This window comes from Microbacterium aurantiacum (assembly GCF_002872075.1).
Lineage (GTDB): Bacteria > Actinomycetota > Actinomycetes > Actinomycetales > Microbacteriaceae > Microbacterium > Microbacterium aurantiacum_A.
This window is the reverse complement of sequence record NZ_PGGU01000016.1, coordinates 447,460-465,227: the sequence shown is the minus strand read 5'-3', so window position 1 is coordinate 465,227 and position 17,768 is coordinate 447,460. Positions and strand designations below refer to the sequence as shown.

The window sequence follows — 17,768 nt, the reverse complement described above, 5'->3', positions numbered from 1 at the left end:
TATCGAAGGGGTCTGCGGATGCTGCTGGCGGCGGCTCATGCCGAAACAACGCCGGATGGCGGGAATTCGACGGCGGATGGCGTTTCAGCCGGTGGACCGATGTCGGTGGCCGCTGGGAGTATCGGAGAATGCCAGAAGCAACCGGCCGCGTCTCGGCCCCGTCGAGCGATGCAGCGCCACGATCACGTGCGTCGCTGGTCCTCATCGCCGCCCTCGTCACCGTCGTGCTGTGGGCGTCGGCCTTCATCGGCATCCGCGGCGCCGGCCCGCACTTCGACCCCGGGGCGCTGGCGCTGCTGCGGATGGCCGTGGGCACCTTGGCACTGGGGATCATCGCCGTCCGGCACGGCATCCATCTCCCCGCTCGACGTCACTGGCCGCTCGTTGCGGTGTGGGGCATCGGCTGGTTCTGCGTATACAACCTGGCTCTCAACAGCGCCGAGCTCACGCTCGACGCCGGCACCGCGGCGATGGTCGTGAATCTCGCGCCGCTCATGGTCGTCGTGTTCAGCGGCCTGTTCCTGCGCGAAGGATTCCCGAAACCGCTGCTGATCGGCGCTCCGATCGCCTTCCTCGGCGTGGTGCTGATCGGCATGAACTCGTCGACGAGCGCCGGCCTCGACATCACCGGACTGCTGCTCGCCCTGCTCGCCGCCGTGATGTACGCGGGGTGCACGCTGCTGCAGAAGCACCTGCTCACGTCGGGAGCGGATGCGACGACGCTGACCTGGCTCGGAGCCGTCGTCGGAACGGTCGCGTTGCTGCCATGGGTGGGTACCTTGATCAGCGATCTGCAGACGGCACCGCTGGATGCGACTCTCTGGGTGGTGTACCTGGGCATCTTCCCGACCGCGATCGCTTTCACCACCTGGGCCTACGTGCTGCAGCGCAGTTCGGCGGGCCAGACCTCGGCGACGACCTACATCGTGCCGGCGATCGCGATCCTGATGTCGTGGATGATCCTCGGCGAGGTGCCCACGCTGATGATGTTCATCGGCGGAGCCCTCTGCCTGCTCGGGGTCCTGGTCACCCGGATGCGGCGGCGCGTGCGGACCTGACTCCGCGAGAGCTCAGCGCGGCGAGAGCGTGTTGCCCGAGACCCCGGCACGCGCCAAGGCGTCTTCGGCCTGCGACCTCTTCAGCTCGAGCGACGCCCCGATCTCCGCGGCGAGCCGCGGCCGCACGCGCACGAGGTCGTCCACGACCGCGAGCGGCAGCACCAGCACCGTGAGGATCTCACTCGCGGTCGTCACGACCCGGGTGCGCTCGCGGGTGAGCGCGCTCTGGCCGATGAGCTCGCCGGGCTCGCTGACGCCGACGTCGATGCGTGCGTCGCCGACCTCGACACGCAGCGACGCGCGACCGGAGACGATGATCCGCACTTCGTCGGGAACGACCCCCGCTGGCAGCACGACCTCCGCGACGCCGTAGCGCTCCAGCCTGGCCGCTTCGAGAACGCCCTCGCGATCCTCCTCGCGCAGGTGCAGCGTCGGACCGACGGCATCCAGAGCCTGGGCCAGCCGAGCCGGCTCGGCGACCGGGTCCGTGGCGTCTCCATCCAGGGCGAAACCCCGGCGTCGCGCCGCGTACCAGAGCCACGAGAGGTACACGGTCAGCGCCTGCGGGGCATCGGGCGGGGCGGTGACCGGAATCGACACCGTGTACGCCGCAGCACCCGAGTACTCGACACCCGCCCGCTCGCCGACTGCTCGCATCGGCAGGCCGTCGGCGAGTTCGACCAGCAGCGACATCACCTCGTGCGGCGGGTCGTCCGTGGAGAACTTCAGCGACGCCGTCGCCCAGTACGGTCCCGCCGGCTCGCTCATGTTCGTGAACGACGCACCTGACAGCGTCGCGTTGGGCACGATCTGGATGCCGCCACCGGTCTCGATGTGCACGGCGCGCCAGTTCACCTCGACGACGCGCCCCTTGACGCCGCCGGTGTCGAGCCAGTCACCGATCTTGAACGGCTGCTCGAACAGCAGGAGCAACCCCGAGATCACGCCGCCGACCGCGTTCTGAAGTGCGAGACCGATGACGAGCGACCCGACCCCGAGGGCGGCGAAGAGGCCGCCGACGTCGGCCCCCCAGACCCAGGAGAAGAGAACGGCGAGACCGACCACGACGAGGATGAGGCGGGCGATCTCGACGAAGATCGTCGGGATGCGCTGCCGCCAGGTGCCCGCTCGTGCGTTGGCGAAGAGGGCGACGTTGAACGACGACAGCACGAGCAGGATCACCAGGAAGCCGAAAACCGTCGCGACGACCCGCACCCACACGGCGTCGGCCGGGGACTGGATCGCGAAGGCGAGAAGGGCGAACAACGCGCCGACCGGGACCACCCAGTTGCGCATGAGGGTCAGGGGGCCCGCGAGCGCATGCTGACGACGACGGAGGAATCCGATCAGCTCGGTGAGGACGACGAGCAGGACCGGAACCCCGACGGCGAGTGCGATCACCCACCATCCCCAGCCGTCCGCGAACGCCTCGTCGAGCATCTCAGGCCACCTTCCAGACGGTCTCGGTGCGTCCCTGCGACTCGACGGTGCCCGCCTCGACGTAGGTGTAGCCCTCGCGGGTGCGGTCGTAGACGGTCTGGCTGACGTAGACGCCCGGCTCGCCGGTCACCGATCTGACCCGATAGGCCAGGCTCACGGCATCCCCCCACAGGTCGTAGGCGAGACTCGTGCGGCCGACGAGACCGCTGGTCACCGTGCCGGTGTCGACGCCCGCACGCAAGCCGATCGATGTGCCGTTCTGCGCGTTGAACCGCTCGATCACATCGACCAGGCTTCTCGCGAACTCCACGCTGCGCCGCACATTGTCGACGCGCGGCACCGACAGACCCGAAGACGCCAGGTACCCGCCGCGGAGGGTGCGCACCTTCTCCACTCCCGTCTTCTGCGCAGCCTCGTCGAATCCGCGCATGAGCGCGTTCAGGTAGCCGATCTCCTCCTCGCCGGTGAGATTGCTGGCGAGCTCATCGAATCCGGTGAGCTCTGCGAAGACGACCGATACGTTCTCGTGAGCCTCGGCGATCGCCTCGTCACCCTGCTTGTACCGGGCGGCGACGCTCTCGGGCATCAGGGTGTGCAGCAGCTTCTCGTTCTCGATCCGCTGCTCGTCGATGAGCTCCTGCTTGATCCGCAGGCTCGACGCCATGTCGTTGAAGGCGTTGCCGAGGTCGCCGAACTCGTCGCGCGAACCCTGCGGCACCTGCACCGCGAGATCGCCGGCGGCCACGCGACGCACAGCCTCGACGAGTCGGTGGATCGGTCTCGTGAACACCTGCGCGAGCAGCAGCGAGAGGAGGGAGACCCCGAGGAGGATGCCGAGCAGCGAGAGCAGCACGTTGCGCGTGAACTCCGCGACCGGCGCGAACGCCTCGGCCGTGTCGATGCGCGCGATGATCACCCAGTCGAGGCCGTCGATCGCCAGCGGGGCGTAGGCGGTGACGCTCTCACCGCCGATGTAGTCGCGTCCAACGAACGTTCCGCTGCGACCGGCCTGAGCCTCCTCCACGGCCATCGTCTGCACGGGCTGCAGCAGGACCGTTCCCTTGACCTGGCCGATGCGCTCCGCGACCGACGGCGCGACACCGCCGCCGGCGATGAGCCGTTCGACGTAGGCTTCCGGGTCTTCTTCGAGCCGGCGCGAGGTGCTGCGCATGAGGTCGTCGCGACCGACCAGGTAGACCTCCCCGGTGTCGCCGAGACCCTGGCTCTTCCAGCCCTCGTCGCCCGTCATCACGTCGTTGACGGCATCGAGGGAGACCTGGAAGGCGATGGCTCCGGTGATGCGGCTGTCGTTGCCCACCGGCGAGACCACCCACATCGTGGGCATGTTCATCGAGGGGATCCAGCGCTCGAAGTCGGTCATGCCGAGCGCATCGACCGAGTTCGTCGCGATGGTGTCGCGGTAGGTCTGGGCGAAGGCGGTGTCGCGGTAGGGGCCGGTGTTAAGGTTCGTTCCGAGGTCGACGCCCTTGTACGCCGAGAAGACCACGTCGCCTTCGAGGTTGAGAAGCAGGGCGTCCTCATACCCTGCCTCGTCGATCAGACGCGTGAAGTAGTCGCCGTAGCGTTCGGCTCCCGCGGAGTACGACGATCCGTCTCCTGCATCGTTCGCACGCAGCAGCGAGTCGTAGTCGGCGTCGAAGTCGAGGTTCCGTGTCGTGTACTGCAGCTGCAGGTAGCGGCCGGCGTTCGACTCGGGGATGAACGCCTCCGTCCCGTACTCCTCTCCTGCGCGCTCCTCGAGCACGGGGACGAAGGTGCTCGAGTAGTACTCCTCAAGCTGAGCTTGCTGCTCATCGGTGATCACCGTCTGCTGCAGTTCGTCGAAGGCCGCGTTCATCGTCGTCGACAGAGTCTGCGCGCTGAGGTTGCGCGAGTGCAGCGACGCCGCCTCTTTGGCGTCGTCGACGGCCTCCAGCACCTCCGAGGCGCGCATCGACCGGATGGTGATGAGCTGGTCGATGGCCGCGTCGTTCAGCGACTGACGCCCGTTCACGAACCCGACGGCTCCGATCACGAGGGAGGACAGCAGGCTCACCGCGAGAAGCATGATCAGAAGCTTCGACTGGATGCTGAGTCCGCCGCGTCGACGCCGGATCCTCTCCCCGACGCCTGAGCCGATCTTTCCGGTGTCGCTCATGTGCCCTCCGCTGTGCGTGATCTTCCCGATGTCTCGGCCCCCACCGCCCCCAGTCAGACACTAGCCACATATCGGCGCGCCAGCCACGAAACGGGGCGGATCACCGATGCGCAGGGCGTGGCCTGGTTCGTGGTGCGGGCGGGACGACGTCGCGATCGACGAAGTCCACGATCGTCCGCGTGAACAGCTCTGCGTCCTCGATGCTCCAGATGTGATGCATCCGCGGCACCACCCACGTGCGCGTCTGCGGCATCGCGTCTCGCAGCGCAGGGAAGGCCGCGGCGACGCTGCGGGATTCCCGTTCCCCGGCGATCGCGAGCATCGGCCCGTCGTACCGGAAAGGGCCGGACGGCATCGATCCGCTGAAGATCTCGCGGTACATGCGCACTGCGGTGTCCTTCTGCACGCTCATCCCTGTTCGGACGAACAGGTCGCGCGCGTCGGACGGGATGCGGAAGGCCGCCGCCTGCGCGTTCCAGAACCAGCGCCGGTGCCAGGCGGCGAGCTGCAGTCCGGCGATCCGTCGCTCCACGGCCCCGATGCCGAGCATCGGGGCTCCGGTCACCAGGCACGAACGCACGACGTCCGGATGCCGGGCCGCCAGGTGCACGCCGATCACTCCGCCCATCGAAAGTCCGACCACGTGCGCACGTCCGCCGACGGCACGCTCCCGGATGATCCCGGCGATATCGTCGGCCGCCGCGGCCAGGCCCCGCCACGGCTCGGAGACACGCAGACCGAACCCCACGACGTCGGGCGTGATCAGATGCCGCCCGACGAGACCCTCGACCTGGGGCTCCCACATCCAGTTGCCCACGTTCCCACCGTGCAGCAGGATGATCGACTCGCCGGTGCGCGCACCGTGCTCGATCGGGTACTCAGTGCTCATCGGGTCTCCTGTGATTCCAGCATCCGCCTGGTCGAGCGGAGCCATTCGAGTTCGGCTTCGCCCTGCTGCAGCCCGGCGTCGAGTGTCGCGGTCCGGAGCACGGCGTCGAGGCTGTCGCTGAGCCGCGGGAGCGCCCGCAGCTGATCCAGACCCGCGCTGATCATCGCCGCCCGCTCGTCGAGAAGCGCCAGGATGCGGTCGAGGCCGAGAGGAGCCGCGAAGAAGAGCCGCGCGAGGAACGGCTCCTTCGGCTGCAGAGACTCCAGCGGCGCGCCGAGCCATTCCGTCAGTTCCGCGCGGCCGGCCTGCGTCAACGAGTGCACCCGGCGATCGGGCCTGCCCTGCTGCGGAATGGTCTGGGTGTCGATCGCGCCGTCGGCCTCCAGCCGGTCCAGCGTCCGGTATATCTGCGACTGGTCTGCGTGCCAGAAGTGCGCGACGGAGCGCTCGAAGGCACGTCCGAGGTCGTACCCGCTCTGCGGGGCGATGTCGAGAAGCCCGAGGATGGCGTGACGAAGTTGCATATTCATAGAGGATCACACATCTATAGGAGTATGCAACTATAGAACGAGATCGACGCGATGGGGATTTGTGCCCGTCCCCGGATGGCTTCCCCGCAAACCTCAGCGGTTACGCTGTCTGGGGGAGATGACCGGCATCGCGCCTCCCCTGCGTCAGCGAGGAGACAATCATGATCGATCCATACCCCGCCGCAGGTGCGTCCTCCGCTCCTCCGCCTCCGCCCGCCCCGCCGGCACCCCCGGCTTATGTCGCGGCGCCACCCGCTCCGTCGGCTCCGGCTCCATCGGCCCCGATCGAGCCGGGAACGCCACAGGCCCCGACCGATTCCGAGATCGCCCGCGCCGGCGAGATCCTGACGATCATCTCCGATTCGTACTCGGCGAAGATGGTCGGGCAGGAACGACTGCGGATGAGTCTGCTCGTCGCGCTCATCGCCGGCGGTCACATCCTGCTGGAGAGCGTGCCCGGGCTCGCGAAGACCACCGCCGCGAGCACGCTCGCCGACACCGTGAAAGCGCAGTTCAAGCGCATCCAGTGCACCCCCGACCTACTGCCCAGCGACATCACCGGCAACCAGATCTACGACGCGGCGACCGGATCGTTCCGCACCGTCCTCGGACCGGTGCACGCGAACTTCGTGCTGCTCGACGAGATCAACCGCTCCAGCGCGAAGACGCAGAGCGCGATGCTCGAGGCGATGCAGGAGCACCAGACCACCATCGGCGGCGAGGTGCACCACCTGCCCAAGCCGTTCCTGGTGATCGCCACGCAGAACCCCATCGAGCAGGAGGGCACCTACGAGCTCCCCGAGGCGCAGATGGACCGGTTCCTGCTCAAGGAGATCGTGGAGTACCCGAGCCCGGCCGACGAGCTCGAGATCCTCACCCGTATCGACTCCGGCGTGCTCGATCCCGAGCGCCACGTCACGAGCGCCGTCACCCTCGACGACGTGCATCTGCTGCAGGACGTCGCGAGCCGGGTCTACGTCGACCCGGCGATCCGCAACTACATCGTCTCGATCGCCTACGTCACCAGGAACCCGGCGCCGTACATCGGCGAGGAGCGTGCGCGATTCATCAAATACGGCGCCAGCCCCCGGGCGAGCATCGCTTTCTTGCAGGCCTCCCGCGCGCTGGCCCTGCTGAACGGCCGTTCCCATGTGCTTCCCGAGGACATCAGGGCGCTGCGCCACCTCATCCTCCGGCACCGGGTTCTCCTCACGTTCGAGGCCGACGCCGAAGGCATCCGCAGCGAGGAGATCATCGACCAGATCTTCGCCGCCGTTCCGACCCCCTGAGTTCCATGCCCAGCCTGATCACGCAGGTGAAGAGCAAGCTCTTCATCCACTCGTCGCGCAAGTCGATGCATGCGCTCGACGGCGCCTACGCGTCGTTGCTGCACGGCCGCAGCCTCGATTTCGAGGACCTGCGCAAGTACGAGTACGGCGATCAGGTGCGCGACATCGACTGGCGGGCCACGGCCAAGCAGGGCACGCCGCTGGTGAAGCGCCATCGCGCCATGCGGATGCATACGGTGATGTTCGTCGTCGACACCGGCCGCTCCATGCAGGCGCTGGCATATGACGAGAAGTCCATGAAGGATCTCGCCGTCCTCGCCACCGGCGCGCTCGGCGTGCTGGCTCTGCGGCACGGCGACGACTTCACCGTCGTCTACGGCGACGCCGACCGCGTACGACGCCGCGCTCCCGGGCGCAGCGAGGGAGCGCTCGAACATGCTCTGCGCACCATCGACACCGCGATCCGCGACAGCGCCGCACCCAGTGCGCGGGATGCTCTGCTCTCCTTCGTGACACGCACGATCTCCCGGCGGATGATCGTGGTCGTCATCACGGACGAGGCGCCCATCACGGAGCAGACCGAGCGGACGCTCCGCCGCCTGCGCGTGCAGCACGACGTTCTCTGGCTCACTCTCCGCGATGCCGACCCGGTGCTCGATCATGCCACCGGGCGCATACGTTCGGATGTGGACAGCCGGTGGGAGGTCCCGGACTTCGTGCAGGGTGATCTCGACATCGTCGGTGAGCTCACAGCGCAGAGCCAGGCGGATGCCGTGCGGCTCGCGGACGTTCTCACGCGCCTCGAGATCAGTCACGCGCGGCTCGACGGGCAGGACACGGCGGTGGCGCAGCTGCTGAAGCTGCTCGCATCGCGTTCGGCATCCGGGCGGAGGTCGCATGCCCGGCTCTGACGAGTTCTACCCTCCCGCCCAGTACGGCTGGGGGTGGATGCTGCTTGCAATCGGCATCCTCGCGTTCCTGGTGTTCGCCACCTGGCTGGTGATCTTCCTCAGCCGGCCGCGCCGCAGCGTCACGATCCCCGGAGAATCCGACGCGCCTCCACTGCTCACCACCGATGTCCTCTCCCAGCTGCGCGTCGAGTATCTCGAACGCATCCAGCAGATCGAGACCGACTACCGCGAACGGCGCCTCTCCCCGCGGCACGCGAACCTCGAGCTCAGCCGGGTGGTCCGCACCTTCGTGAACGAGTACAGCGGCCTCGAAGCGCCGGTCCTCGCGCTCGACGACCTCATCGCGCGCGGCGTGCACCCCGCACTCATCGATGCGATGGGCCGGCACTACTACCCCAGCATCTTCCGTCAGGGGCCCGCGATCGACCCGCTCGCCGGTACCGAGGCGGCACGGACGGTGGTGCGCACATGGCACTAGCGAACTTCTGGATGATCGTCGTCGCGATCGCCGTGATCCTCATCGCGATCGCGATCGGACTGGTGTTGGGACTGCGCCGGGACGGACGCGGCGGCTCCGGGGAGACCGCCCGCATCGCCCGTGCGGAACGGCTGCGCACCCTGCCGACGTTCCGGCAGGCGCTGCGCCGTCGCGTGCTCGCACTCTCCGGCATCCTGATCCTCGGCACGGTCGCTACGGTGGCCGCCGGTGTGATCGCTGCCCGTCCGATGTCGTCGCAGACCATCCAGCCGGTGAACACGAGCCGCGACATCATGCTCTGCCTCGACGTCTCGGGCTCGATGAGCGAGGTCGACGTCGAGGTGCTCGCGGTCTTCGAGGAGCTGCTCTCGGACTTCGAGGGCGAGCGGATCGGCCTGACCATCTTCAACAGCTCCCCGGTGCAGATCTTCCCCCTCACCGACGACTACGACTTCATCCGCGAGCACCTCGCCAGCATCCGCGAGAGTTTCGACTACTCAGAGGAGGTGCCGGAGCACTGGGTCGGCACGCTCAACGGGGCCGGTGCCTCTCTCATCGGTGACGGCCTCGCCGCCTGCGCCCTGGGTTTCGACCACCCCGACCAGGAGCGGTCGCGCTCGGTCATCCTCGCCACCGACAACGAGGTGAACGGCGCCTCGATCGTCACCCTGGAGGAGGCGGCCGCCTACGCGAAGTCGAAGGGCGTGCGGGTGTTCGGGCTGAATCCGGTGCAGGGGAAGGATGCCGAGGTCAGTGCACAGCTCACCGAGGCGGCCGAGATGACCGGCGGCACGGCGTACGGGCTGCGTGACACGACGACGGTGGCCGACATCGTGTCGCAGGTACAGGAGCAGGAGGCGACCGAGTTGCGCGGCCAGGCCCAGGTGGTGTGGACCGACACCCCGAACCTGTGGATCGTCGTGCTGATGGTCGTCGCCCTGTCGTTCGTCGTGATGCTCTGGAGGGTGCGACTGTGATCTTCCAGCCCGTCCTGCATCCGCTGCTGCTCCTGCTGCTCTGCGCACCTGTCGCCGTCGCGGCGGTGATGGCCTTGGTCCGATCCAAGAGCAAAGCGCTCTGGGCGCTGCGCCTGGTGCTGCTGCTGGCCTGTTTCGTGATGTTCCTCCGCCCGGGAATCCCCGGTGGTGCGACCCAGACTCTGGCCACCGACACCGACATCGTGCTGGTGGTCGACACGACGGCGAGTATCGTCGCCGAGGACTGGGACGGTGAGGAGCCACGCCTCGACGGCGTGCGGGCAGACGTCCAGGCGATCGTCGACGAGTATCCCGGTGCGCGCTTCGCCCTCATCACCTTCGATGCGTCCGCGCAGCTGCGGATGCCGCTGACCACCGACACGACCGCAGTGGTCTCGTCGATGGACGTGCTCCGGCCCGAGGTCACCAGCCAGTCCCGCGGCAGCTCGATCGGCATCGCCAATCAGCTCCTCGCCGAGACGCTGAAGTCTGCGTCGGAGCGCTCCCCGGACCGTTCGCGGATGGTCTTCTACTTCGGCGACGGAGAGCAGACAGCCAGCACCTCGCCCGAGTCCTTCCGTTCCAGCAGGAAGTATGCCGATGCCGGCATGGTCTTCGGGTACGGCACCTCCGAGGGCGGGCCGATGCGTCTGACGACGGGCTCGGTCGAGGACACCGGCGCGGAGTACATCGAGTATCAGGGCGAGCCCGCGATGTCGGTCCTCGACGAGCAGACGCTGCAGACTCTCGCCGACGAGCTCGGGATCGAGTACCAGCACCGCACCGCGGATGCCGAGCCTCAGCTCCCCGACGCGCCGACGACGACCACCAGCTACTCCGAATCCGGCTCCGTCGGAAACGTCATCGAGCTGTACTGGATCGCCGCCCTCGTCGCGGTGGCGCTCCTGGGCTTCGAGCTGGCACGCGCGACGATGATGATCGCCCGGCTGCGCCGTCAGGGCGCACCGTCGCCCTCCCGGTCGTCCGACGAGCAGGGGGGTGCACGATGACCGACACCTCGCGCGCCGAAGCGGCATCCGCGCTCCTGGCATCGAATCGCCGGCGCCGCCGCATCCGCTTCTGGATCGCCCTCGGCACCCTCCCCCTCACGCTCGCCGCCCTGCTGCTCGTCGGCAAGCTGCTGAGCATGTACGCCTTCGCCCACCAGTCGATCACCTCCTATGTCGTGGGCGACCATTCCGCGGCGGAGTCCGCGGCGCGGGGTCAGGAGTTCCTCAACTGGTTCGAGCCGTACAAGGCTCCGTACAACATCGGCACGGTCCTCGGCGCTGCCGAGCAACTGCCCGACGCGCAGGCCGAGCTCGAGGAGGCGCTCCGGCTCGCCCACGGTCTGGAAGTCTGCGCCGTTCGCATCAACCTCGCGCTGGTGCTCGAGCGGAGAGGTGACGCGGCCAGGCAGGACGGCGACGGCGTCGCCGCGGAAGAGCTGTACGGCGAGGCCCTGACCGTCACCCTGGAGACGCCGGAGGAGTGCAACAGCGACGAGGCGCAGGATCAGTCTCCCGATCCGAATCGCGACATGAGCGACTCGCTCGACGAGCTGAAGGAGCGCCTGCAGCAGAAGCAGCAGGAGCAGCAGCAGCCCCCGCCCGAGGAGCAGGAGCAGCCGGAGGAACAGCAACCGGAGCCGCAGCCGTCCGAGGAGAAGCTCGAGGATCTGCAGGAGAAGCTCGAGCAGGGCACCGAGGAACGCGACCAGCAGCAGAACGGCGAGGACCCCGGCGGATCGGGAACGGACAAGCCATGGTGACCGATCACGAGAAGCAGCGCGCCAGGTACGTCGCGGGAACCGAGGGTGCTCCGCCGGTACCGCCGCCCGGCGGCTATGCGGGCGCCCGGCGAGCGCAGTCGCCGCTCTGGCCTCCGTACACGACACCCGGGCAGCCGACCGTTGTGACGACGGAGACCGTGAAGGAACCGGCGAACGCGCTCGGCTGGATCGCGCTGGTCAGCGGCATCCTCTTCGCGCTCATCCTTCTCGGCACCCTCCTCGCCGGCGGAACCGACCTGCTGTACGGGGTGAGCATGCTGGCGCTTCAGCTCGTCGTCGTCGCCGTCATCGTCGCCGCATTGGTGACGACGAGGGGGCGGCTGCTGGGCGCGGTCGCTCTCGCGATCACGCTGGTGCTGAACGTCGCGACGGTCGGTGCGATGAGTGCGCTGCAGACGTCGGCCTCCGGGAACTACGACGGCCGGAAGTCCGACGAGCAGAAACACGAAGAGGCATACCCGGGCATCAAGGACACCGACCCGAGCGAGATCCTCGGACAGGCGTCGCTCGAGGAGGTGCGCGCCGCCTCGGAGAGCCTGCTCGCCGACATCCGCGAGCGCCTCAGCGACGAGTTCGGCTACACCTGGGTGCAGGCCGGTTCCGAGGACCTCCGCCCCGAGCGCAACGGCTACGGCGGTGAATCCATGCTGGTCGAGTTCACCTCACCGGCATGGGCGACGAACGAACCGATCCAGGATTACGACGAGAAGCTCGAGGTGATGGCCGCCATCGACGAGGTCGTCACCGAGCATGGCCTGTGGGAGCTGTACTCCTTCAACGACCCGTCCTCCGGGCTCGACTCTTCGATGATCGCCAAGCTCTACGGCAGCGACGACCCGCGCACCCAGCACACCTGGGAGTACTACACCGAGAACTTCCCCGAGCCGCTGCGGTTCTACGCGAACGTCTACGACCTCTCGAACGACTCCACGGGAGACTTCCTGAAGACCCGGGAAGCGCAGAACGCGCGCACCGGCGAGCCGCTTGAGGGCCTGCAGCTCGCCGTCCTGGCGAGCCGGTTGCTCAGCGAGGCCGATCGCGAGGAGTTCGAGAAGAAGCTCGGGGAGTATCCCGGATTCTGACCGGATGTCGTCGATGGACATCGGAGCGGACATCCCGGATCTCCGGTATGCGCGAATGGATCCTCCTGGCGCTGAAACCCGCTGATCCACAGGCATCCACGGCAAAGGACAACTTCGGACAAGGGGCACCGAACGCGCTCGCGACGCGCCGCCGAGTGTCTTACGCTGTCATTCGATCAGCCTCCTTCACCCGACCGTTCGGGGCCGCAGACGAGAGAATCACGCCGATGCCCAACTCCACCCACCAGCAGGTCGTGCTCCGATGAGCGCGCTCCAACTCCTCGCGATGGACGCGGGTCAGACCGGCACCAAGGTGCGCCTGCGCTGGGCCGACGGGACCTCCCGTGACGACCTGCTTCCCGGCGTGCTGACCGATCGTCCGCTGCTGCCGCAGCTGGCGGACATCGCCGAGCGGATCGCGCACGTCGCGGGTGACGCTCCGACGGCACTGGCGATCGGCGTCTCCGGTGTGACCGATGTGCATATGGAGGCCGAAGGCCTGATCCGGCGGCCGGGACTCGCCGGCGTGCAGCGGGTGATCGTCGCCCATGACTCGGTGACCTCGTTCCTCGGCGTGCTCGGCGATCAGCACGGAGCAGTGATCGCCGTCGGCACCGGTGTGGTGACGCTCGGCGTCGGCCCCCGGTCGGCGATCCGCGTCGACGGCTGGGGAAACATCATGGGCGACGCCGGCAGCGGGTACTGGATCGGCCGCGAAGCGCTGGATGCCGTGATGCGCGCGCACGATGGGAGAGGCGCCGCGACCGCCCTCACCGCGATCGCGCAGGAGCGCTGGCCCGACCTGGAGGCCGCGTACCCGGCGCTGCAGGCGGCCCCCGACCGGGTGCGGCTCGTCGCCTCGTTCGCGGCGCCGACGGCCGAGCTCGCTGCGAGCGGCGACCCGGTGGCCCTGGCGATCTGCCGTGCCGCAGCCGCAGAGCTCGCGCTCTCGGTCACGTCCGCGTTGCGGACGACGGATGCGGCGGCGGATGCTCCGGTCGGCGCGATCGGAGGCGTGCTGCGCTCGGATCTCATCCGCGAGGCTTTCGAGGCGAAGGTACGCGAGGTGCGCCCCGAGGTGCGCTTCGTGCCGCCACTGGGCACCGGGCTCGACGGCGCCGCCGCGCTCGCAGATCTCGCGCCGCAGCATCCGCTTCGTGAGCAGTCGGCACAGGCGGTTCGAACGATGAGCGAGGTGGCCGCATGAGTGCGCTGTTCTGGGAGATCGACAACACCCCCCGCGACTACGCCTGGGGACAGATCGACGGCGTCGCTCGCGTGCGCGGCACTGCCGGCCGCGGAAACCGCGAGGCCGAGTTGTGGCTCGGTGCACACCCCTCAGCCCCCAGCGTCTTCGTCCGCGAGGCCCCGTGGCCCTCGCTCGACGAGTGGGAGCGCGCGAGCGGCAAGAGGCTGCCGTTCCTGCTGAAGATCCTGTGCGCGGCCGAGCCGTTGTCGCTGCAGGCGCACCCCAGCACCGCGCAGGCGCAGGAGGGCTTCGCCCGTGAGAACGCCCTCGGCATCCCGCTGGACGCCGCGCACCGCAACTACCGCGACCCGCACGCCAAGCCGGAACTCATCGTCGCGCTGCACGACGGCTTCGAGGCGCTCTGCGGCTTCCGCGCCGTGGCGGATCTGCAGACCGATCTCGACGCCCTCGCCGGTCTGACCGGATCCGACGAGCTGCCGGGGCTGCAGATCTGGCGCGATCTGCTCGCGGGGGAAGACGGCATCCGCCGCGCGTTCCTGTGGCTGCTATCCGGCGACGACAGGATCGCGGTGCTGGTCTCGGCCGCCGTTTCCGCCGCTGAGCACGATGATCGATTCGCCGTGCTGGGACCGATCGCAGCGGCTCACCCCGGCGACCCGGGCATCCTGGGCGCGCTGATGCTGCAGCACGTGACGCTGCGGGCCGGCGAGTCGCTGTGGCTGCCCGCCGGCAACATCCACGCCTACCTGTCCGGAGCGGGGATCGAGCTGATGGGTCCGAGTGACAACGTCCTGCGCGGCGGGCTCACGCCCAAGCACATCGACACGACGGAGCTCGGACGGGTGCTGGACGCACGTGAAGGCGGCGACCCGCGACTCGTTCCGGAGCCGCTGGGTGACGGCATCCGCGTGTTCCACCCCGGTGGAGATGAGGGCAATCCTGGGTTCGAGCTCTATGTGAGCGAGGGGTCCGGTGAGATCAGCATCCCCGGTCCGGGCATCGCACTGGTGACGGATGGTTCCTTCACTCTCGAGTCCGAGGAAGAACGCACCGAGGTTCCCCGTGGCCGAGCCGTGTTCATCGCGCGGAGTGCGACGATCCGCATCGAAGGCGGTGGGCGGCTCTTCCTGGCGACCGGGGCGTGATGCCGCGCCCCCGCGCGGAGCATGAGTCGGATGTGCCGTCGCTCAGACGCGGAGCGGCGCCCGGACAGTTCGTGGAGTTCGCCATGATCGGTCGGCGTCCCACCAGGCGGGCCCACGGATCTGGGGCACTCCGTTGGCCATGCGGATCTCCCACCCAGAGCGGTCGAGGGATCGATGATGCCACCAGCACAACGGCACCCCGTTGTCGGTGTGGGTCGGACCGCCGCGGGCGTACTCGGTCACATGGTGAATCTCGCACCAGGACGCCGGCACATGGCATCCGGGAATGAGGCACTCCTTGTCCCGGGCGATGATCGCGCGGCGCTGATGCACCGTGAACACCCGGTCGGTCACGGTGATCCCGATGATCCGGCCTTCCTCGAACAGCACCCGCTGGATGGTGCCGGTGCAGGCGGTGTGCGCGGCGATGCTGAGCGGGACGGCGGTGTCGGCACCGGGGATGGTGGCCCATCCGGTGCCGGCGGCGTAGTCCTGGGCGTCGACATTGACGACGAGTGTCGGGGCGGCACCGCCCAGTGACGGCATCTCGTCATGGCGGGCCGCGATGCCGAGTGCCGCCGCGAGTGCGTCGTGGCGCTTCTGCCCGGCTGTGCGGGGGTCGATCACGTTACGCGGATCGGAGTTGAACCGGTCTTCATGGATTTCGTCATCCTCCGACCGGAACGCGACGCCGGGCGCGGGCGGACCGCCGACTTTCGGATTGTTCTGCGCGTCGATGATGAGCTGCAGTTGCGCGGCCGTGTCGGGGAGGATGTTGCCGCGCAACGGATGCACGCCGTCGCGGATGCGGCCGATGGTCAGATACCGCCGGTGCTGGGCGTTGCGGTCAGTGGGCTCGGCGCCGTCGGGGTCGAGCACCATCGCGAGGTACTGCGATGCCTGCCGCAGATCATCCGGGGTCGCGGAGGGTGCCGCATCCTGCGCATCCGCATCAGTGGCACCCTCGTGCGGATCGGCCACGCGGCATCCCCGCGCGCATTCCGCGAGGTAGTCGTCGGCGCGGAGTCTGTCCTCCAGTCCGATCCGGTCGCCGGCCTGATCGAGCGCCCCGGTCGCGGCGAGCATCCCCGCGACGCCGATCACCCCATCCAACATCGCGTCGCGCAACGCAGGCCAGCGAGCCGGCAGGCGCTCACCGGACACGAGGCTGATCTCCCGCTCCACCGCCTTTGCGGCCTTCGTGACGCGCGCTGCTCCCGGTGCGTCGGTGCGGAACGCGCGCTGCAGAAGCTCGTTCATGCTGCGGCATCCGAAGGCATCCTCGAACCCGGGTTCGACCGAGGCCACCGTCTCAACGACCACCGCCTCCAGGAGCCGGAGCGCGTCTCCTGCACTACGCAGAACGGCCAGCTTTGCAGCATCCGACAGGCCCACGATGGAGTCCGCGCGCACCAGCGCACCGAGATCGGAGACGACCTCTTCCAGGACGACCGCAGGGCTGTTCATACCTCCCATTCAACACGGGGCCACCGACATTCCAGCCCTGAATTCTCGCTGGTCAGAGAATGATTCTGCCTGTTCTGGTCGGCCTCCCTCCGTCGATGACAGAGGGAGGCCGACGACTCACCTCACCACGCAGGAACGCGAGTTCTCCCAGCCCCAGCCGTCGCCATCGGGGTCGGATGCCGCGCTCGCGCAGTACGGGTATCCGTTCGGGGCAGTGCCGCCACCGGTGCGCACGACGCAGGAGCGCGAGTTCTCCCAGCCCCAGCCGTCACCGTCCGGATCGGATGCCGCGCTCGCGCAGTACGGATACCCGTTCGGAGCCGTTCCACCTCCCGTGCCGCCACCGGCACCGAAGACGCTGGCGATCTGCGGCGCGCGCGCCCTGAGGCCGTCCGCGCCGTTGATGAAACGGTCGCCCCATGGCGTGAGCGAGGAGGCGTTGAAGCCGTTCGCCATGTCGAGGTACTCGACGCCGCCGCTGTTGCCCGACCACGACCAGCCGAGCATCCCGATGCGGGTGCTGCGGGTGTAGCTCATGATGGTCGCCTCGTCAGGGTTGCCGTCGGAGTGATCGATGCCGAACTCGCCGACCATGAGCGGCAGCCCGCGGCTGCGGAACGAATCGATGTACGCGCGCACCTCGGCCGCGGTGTCGAAGACGCCGTACATGTGCACGCTGAACACCGTGTTGCCGTCGGCCGCGGCGACGGCGCCCGCGTTGTCGCGCATCGTGAACGACCAGTCCTGCCCCCAGTTCGGGGCGTCCGCGATGAGGGTGTGCGTGATCCCCGCCGCGCGCAGCGTCTGGATCGCCGAGATCGTCGCCGACGTCCAGTTCTGGTAACCCGCGTTGCCGAACGGCTCATTGCCGAGGTTGATCATCACGTACTTCTCCTGGCCGATCAGCGCCTGCTTGATGCTCGTCCAGTACTGCGCCGCCGCGGCGAGCGTTCCGGCAGCGGCATCCTCTCCGTAGCCGGTGGTGTCGTGGTTCTCCAGGATGCAGACGAGCTGGTTCTCCTTGCACTTCGAGATGATGCTGGTCACCTCCGATGCCGACGTCGTGCCGTACCGGCCGCCGCTGATCACGACGCGCACGGAGTTCGCCCCGGCGGCGCGGATCGCGGCGAACGAGCCGGTCTGGTCCGGGTACCAGACGTGGGCGTGGTTGATCCCCTGCGGGACGAACTCCGTGCCGTTGGCGTCGAGGATGCGACCACCGCTCACCGAGAATCCGGTAGTCGCGGCAGTGGCCGCCGTGGGGGCGGCGGCGAGCGCCGCCAGCGCGATCACCGCGCCGATCAGAAGTGCGAACAGGCGTTTCATCATTGATCTCCTTCGC

The 17,768-nt window shown here is 68.4% G+C and carries 16 protein-coding genes; 10 read left to right on the top strand and 6 right to left on the bottom strand.

Going from position 1 to position 17,768, the window contains the following annotated elements:
• Positions 1-128: 128 nt before the first annotated feature.
• Positions 129-1,058 (top strand): DMT family transporter, encoded by a 930-nt coding sequence (locus CUR96_RS12970; protein ID WP_102193709.1) that lies wholly within the window; start codon positions 129-131, stop codon positions 1,056-1,058.
• A gap of 12 nt (positions 1,059-1,070) precedes the next feature.
• Here CUR96_RS12970 and CUR96_RS12965 read toward each other — a convergent pair whose 3' ends face one another.
• The 4 genes from CUR96_RS12965 to CUR96_RS12950 form a co-directional block, all read right to left on the bottom strand.
• Positions 1,071-2,498: a mechanosensitive ion channel family protein gene (locus tag CUR96_RS12965; protein WP_102193708.1), complete on the bottom strand. Its 1,428-nt coding sequence runs from the start codon at positions 2,496-2,498 to the stop codon at positions 1,071-1,073.
• A 1-nt stretch (position 2,499) separates the two neighbouring features.
• On the bottom strand, positions 2,500-4,656 hold the full coding sequence (locus CUR96_RS12960; RefSeq protein WP_102193707.1) for an adenylate/guanylate cyclase domain-containing protein: 2,157 nt from the start codon (positions 4,654-4,656) through the stop codon (positions 2,500-2,502).
• Positions 4,657-4,756: 100 nt separating this feature from the next.
• Positions 4,757-5,545, bottom strand: coding sequence for an alpha/beta fold hydrolase (locus CUR96_RS12955; protein ID WP_102193706.1), 789 nt, complete (start codon positions 5,543-5,545; stop codon positions 4,757-4,759).
• Positions 5,542-6,069: a PadR family transcriptional regulator gene (locus CUR96_RS12950; RefSeq protein WP_102193705.1), complete on the bottom strand. Its 528-nt coding sequence runs from the start codon at positions 6,067-6,069 to the stop codon at positions 5,542-5,544. The genes CUR96_RS12955 and CUR96_RS12950 overlap by 4 nt, the downstream gene beginning before the upstream one ends.
• A gap of 167 nt (positions 6,070-6,236) precedes the next feature.
• On the opposite strand from CUR96_RS12950, the gene CUR96_RS12945 reads away from it, so the two are divergent.
• The 9 genes from CUR96_RS12945 to manA all read left to right on the top strand — a co-directional run bounded on the left by CUR96_RS12945 (position 6,237) and on the right by manA (position 14,959).
• Positions 6,237-7,364, top strand: a complete 1,128-nt coding sequence (locus CUR96_RS12945; protein ID WP_245861251.1) for an AAA family ATPase — start codon at positions 6,237-6,239, stop codon at positions 7,362-7,364.
• Positions 7,365-7,369: 5 nt separating this feature from the next.
• On the top strand, positions 7,370-8,275 hold the full coding sequence (locus CUR96_RS12940; RefSeq protein WP_102193704.1) for a DUF58 domain-containing protein: 906 nt from the start codon (positions 7,370-7,372) through the stop codon (positions 8,273-8,275).
• Positions 8,262-8,753: a hypothetical protein gene (locus tag CUR96_RS12935; protein ID WP_102193703.1), complete on the top strand. Its 492-nt coding sequence runs from the start codon at positions 8,262-8,264 to the stop codon at positions 8,751-8,753. Before CUR96_RS12940 ends, CUR96_RS12935 begins: the two co-directional genes overlap by 14 nt.
• Entirely contained in the window at positions 8,744-9,730 is a 987-nt protein-coding gene (locus tag CUR96_RS12930) for a VWA domain-containing protein (protein WP_245861249.1), read from the top strand. The genes CUR96_RS12935 and CUR96_RS12930 overlap by 10 nt, the downstream gene beginning before the upstream one ends.
• On the top strand, positions 9,727-10,740 hold the full coding sequence (locus tag CUR96_RS12925) for a vWA domain-containing protein (protein ID WP_102193702.1): 1,014 nt from the start codon (positions 9,727-9,729) through the stop codon (positions 10,738-10,740). The genes CUR96_RS12930 and CUR96_RS12925 overlap by 4 nt, the downstream gene beginning before the upstream one ends.
• Entirely contained in the window at positions 10,737-11,501 is a 765-nt protein-coding gene (locus CUR96_RS12920) for a tetratricopeptide repeat protein (protein WP_102193701.1), read from the top strand. The genes CUR96_RS12925 and CUR96_RS12920 overlap by 4 nt, the downstream gene beginning before the upstream one ends.
• Positions 11,495-12,604: a hypothetical protein gene (locus CUR96_RS12915; RefSeq protein WP_102193700.1), complete on the top strand. Its 1,110-nt coding sequence runs from the start codon at positions 11,495-11,497 to the stop codon at positions 12,602-12,604. The genes CUR96_RS12920 and CUR96_RS12915 overlap by 7 nt, the downstream gene beginning before the upstream one ends.
• A 262-nt stretch (positions 12,605-12,866) precedes the next feature.
• On the top strand, positions 12,867-13,811 hold the full coding sequence (locus tag CUR96_RS12910) for an N-acetylglucosamine kinase (RefSeq protein WP_102193699.1): 945 nt from the start codon (positions 12,867-12,869) through the stop codon (positions 13,809-13,811).
• Complete coding sequence (manA, locus tag CUR96_RS12905) at positions 13,808-14,959, top strand: mannose-6-phosphate isomerase, class I (protein ID WP_219721985.1); 1,152 nt, start codon at positions 13,808-13,810, stop codon at positions 14,957-14,959. The genes CUR96_RS12910 and manA overlap by 4 nt, the downstream gene beginning before the upstream one ends.
• A gap of 42 nt (positions 14,960-15,001) precedes the next feature.
• Here manA and CUR96_RS12900 read toward each other — a convergent pair whose 3' ends face one another.
• Together CUR96_RS12900 and CUR96_RS12895 are read right to left on the bottom strand one after the other, a co-directional pair.
• Positions 15,002-16,426, bottom strand: coding sequence for an HNH endonuclease signature motif containing protein (locus CUR96_RS12900; RefSeq protein ID WP_180969025.1), 1,425 nt, complete (start codon positions 16,424-16,426; stop codon positions 15,002-15,004).
• Positions 16,427-16,543: 117 nt separating this feature from the next.
• The gene (locus tag CUR96_RS12895) at positions 16,544-17,755 is read right to left on the bottom strand and encodes a cellulase family glycosylhydrolase (RefSeq protein ID WP_245861248.1); all 1,212 of its coding nucleotides are present in this window, start codon (positions 17,753-17,755) and stop codon (positions 16,544-16,546) included.
• Between the last annotated feature and the right edge of the window lie 13 nt (positions 17,756-17,768).